General features: G+C 72.3%; 4 protein-coding genes. 1 reads left to right on the top strand and 3 read right to left on the bottom strand.

Annotation, left to right across the window (positions count from 1 at the left end; genetic code table 11):
- The 3 genes from HGA02_RS15190 to HGA02_RS15180 form a co-directional block, all read right to left on the bottom strand.
- A partial coding sequence (locus HGA02_RS15190; RefSeq protein WP_210728632.1) for a ubiquitin-like protein occupies nucleotides 1-576 on the bottom strand: 576 nt, incomplete at its 3' end.
- A 74-nt stretch (nucleotides 577-650) separates the two neighbouring features.
- Nucleotides 651-1,424 carry an HAD-IIA family hydrolase gene (locus HGA02_RS15185; RefSeq protein ID WP_200829741.1) on the bottom strand — a complete coding sequence of 258 codons (774 nt, stop codon included), beginning with the start codon at nucleotides 1,422-1,424 and terminating at the stop codon, nucleotides 651-653.
- The gene (locus tag HGA02_RS15180) at nucleotides 1,421-2,182 is read right to left on the bottom strand and encodes a VTT domain-containing protein (RefSeq protein ID WP_124343363.1); all 762 of its coding nucleotides are present in this window, start codon (nucleotides 2,180-2,182) and stop codon (nucleotides 1,421-1,423) included. The genes HGA02_RS15185 and HGA02_RS15180 overlap by 4 nt, the downstream gene beginning before the upstream one ends.
- A gap of 122 nt (nucleotides 2,183-2,304) precedes the next feature.
- Here HGA02_RS15180 and HGA02_RS15175 point away from each other — a divergent pair.
- A partial coding sequence (locus tag HGA02_RS15175; RefSeq protein ID WP_168679859.1) for a LacI family DNA-binding transcriptional regulator occupies nucleotides 2,305-2,940 on the top strand: 636 nt, incomplete at its 3' end.

Here is a 2,940-nt window from a genome sequence, read left to right as displayed (position 1 = left end):
CTCGGCACCGCGCACGGGCGCGGCGGTGCTCGCGGCGACGGCCGACGGCACCACGACCGGCTGCTGCGGGACCGCGGGGACGACGGGTGCGACCACGGGTGCTGCCGCGGTGGTGAGCGTGACGGTCTCGACGACGGTGAGCCCGACCGCCTCGACCCGCACGGTCACCGTCGTCGCCGCGGGGAGGCCCGCCAGCGCGACGCTGGTCCCGGCGGTCGTGACCGGCGCCGACCACGTCGTGCCGTCGGCGGACCACGTGACGGCGTACCCGTCGGTCGCGGCGGGCAGGGCCGTCCAGGAGACCGTCGCGCCGCTCGCACCGACCGACGACACCGCGGGGGCGAGCTGCGGCGTGGTCGTGCGCAGCACCAGGTGGAGCGTCGACTCCTTCTGGATGTCGTAGTCCGCGAGCGAGCGCCCGTCCTCGAGCTGCTTCCCGGCGAAGACGAGCCGCTGCTGGTCCGGCGGGATGCCTTCCTTGTCCTGGATCTTCTGCTTGACGGCCTCGATCGTGTCGGACGGCTCGACCTCGAGGGCGATGGTCTTGCCGGTGAGGGTCTTGACGAAGATCTGCACGGTGCTCCTGACCTGCGGGGACGGGTCAGTATGACCCGCCGCCGACGGCCGGCGCGGGAGCCGGGCGGGTGACGTCAGACGCGGTCGACGAGGTCCTGGACGGAGTCGGCGATCTCGCTCGGGCGGAAGGGGAAGCGCTCGACGTCCTCGCGTCGGGTCGACCCCGACAGCACGAGGATCGTCCGCAGGCCGGCCTCGATCCCCGCGACGACGTCGGTGTCCATGCGGTCGCCGACCATGACGGTGGTCTCGGAGTGCGCGTCGATCCGGTTGAGCGCGGACCGGATCATCATCGGGTTGGGCTTGCCGACGAAGTACGGCTGGCGACCGGTCGCGGCGGAGATCATCGCGGCGACGGCACCGGTCGCGGGCAGGTCGCCCTCGGCCGACGGGCCGGTGACGTCGGGGTTGGTCGCGATGAAGCGTGCGCCGCCCTGGATGAGCCGGATGGCCTGGGTGATCGCCTCGAACGAGTAGGTGCGCGTCTCGCCGAGGACCACGAAGTCCGGGTCCGACGACGTGAGCGTGTACCCGGCCTCGTACAGCGCGGTGGTGAGACCGGCCTCGCCGATCGTGTAGGCGGAGCCGCCGGGCATCTGGTCGGTGAGGAACTGCGCGGTCGCGAGCGCGGAGGTCCAGATGGCGCGCTCGGGGATGTCGAGGCCGCTGGCCCGCAGGCGGGCCGCGAGGTCGCGCGGCGTGAAGATCGAGTTGTTCGTGAGGACCAGGAAGGGGCGGTCACCGTCCCGCAGCGCGGTCACGAACTCGGCGGCGCCCGGCAGGGCGGTGCCCTCGTGCACGAGGACGCCGTCCATGTCCGACAGCCACGAGCGGATCTCCCGCGTCACTCGCCGAACACCTTGCGCTCGACGGCCTCGCGCTCGGACTGCTCGTCGTAGCGGGTGTCGCGGCCGTCGGCGTCGAGCGGCGCGTCGTCGCGGTGGCGGCGCGCGCGCAGCAGCTCGATGCCCATCGGCACGACCGACAGCAGGACGATGAGGACGAGCAGGCCCTCGATGTTCTCCTTGACGAACGGGATGTTGCCGAGCAGGTAGCCGAGCATCGTCACGCCCACGCCCCACAGGAGCGCGCCGACGGCGTTGTAGGTGACGAAGTGGCGGTAGCGCATGTTGCCGACGCCCGCGGCGACGGGCGCGTACGTGCGCACGATGGGGACGAAGCGCGCGACGATGATCGTCCGGCCGCCGTACTTGTCGAAGTACGCGTACGTCTGGTCGATGTACTTCTTCTTGAAGAAGCGCGAGTCGGGCTTGTTGAACACGCGCGGGCCGAGCCGCCGGCCGATGAAGAAGGCGGTCTGGTCGCCGAGGAACGCCGCGAGGAACAGCAGCCCGCACAGCATCCAGATGTTGATGTGCACCGGGAACAGGTCCTGCGCGACCAGCGCGCCCGCGGTGAAGAGCAGCGAGTCGCCGGGCAGGATGGGGAACAGCAGCCCGGTCTCGATGAAGATGACGGCGACGATGCCGATGACGACCGCGGTCCCGAACGACGAGATCATGTGGTCGGGGTCGAGGAAGTCCGGCCCGAGCGTGGCGACGGGGCCGGCGGCGTGCAGGGCGGCCCCGAGGGTCGTCGTCAGCATGACGTCCAGGGTACGTGCCCGCCCGTGGCCCCGACGTGCGTCCCTGTGTGGGAACGGTGTGGACCGCGGCTCGTCGCCGTCGGGACAATGGGCGCCCACCGGCGGTCGAGGAGAGGTCGACGATGCGGTCCACCGTGAAGGACGTCGCGCTGCGTGCGGGGGTGTCCCCGAAGACGGTGTCGAACGTCATCAACGGCACCGCGTTCGTCAAGCCGGAGACGCGGGCGCGCGTCGAGCAGGCGCTCGCCGACCTCGACTACGTGCCGAACCTGGGGGCGCGCGGGCTGCGCAACGGGCGGTACGGCCTCATCGCGCTCGCGCTGCCCGACCTGTCGACCGCGTACTCGGCGGAGGTCGCGCACCACTTCGTCGAGGAGGGGCACGCGCGCGGGTGGAGCGTGCAGATCGAGGAGACGGCCGCGGAGCCGCACCGTGAGCAGGCGCTGCTGTCCCGGGCCCGTTCGCACCTCGTCGACGGGCTCGTGCTCAACCCGGTCTCGCTGGCCGAGTCGGTGGTCGACGAGCACGTCGCGCGGGGTCCGCTGCCGCCCACGGTCCTGATCGGCGAGGTCGAGCAGGACCGGACGGACCAGGTGGGCGTCGACAGCGTCGCGGGCGCGCGCGACCTGACCGAGCACCTGCTCGCGACGGGCGTGCGGCGCATCGCCGTCGTCGGTGCCCCGGGCGACGCCGAGACGGCGGCCGCCCGGCAGCGGACCGAGGGTTACCGGCAGGCGCTCGCGGCCGCGGGCGTCGCG

Source organism: Cellulomonas septica, from assembly GCF_012396155.1.
In the GTDB taxonomy this organism is placed as follows: domain Bacteria; phylum Actinomycetota; class Actinomycetes; order Actinomycetales; family Cellulomonadaceae; genus Cellulomonas; species Cellulomonas septica.
The sequence above is the reverse complement of the archived record's forward strand: the minus strand, read 5'-3'. Positions and strand labels throughout refer to the sequence as shown.

What these genes read in the sequence shown, in the direction of transcription:
- HGA02_RS15180 (WP_124343363.1), bottom strand. Translation starts at nt 2,182, where the DNA reads ATGCTGACGACGACCCTCGGGGCCGCCCTGCACGCCGCCGGCCCCGTC.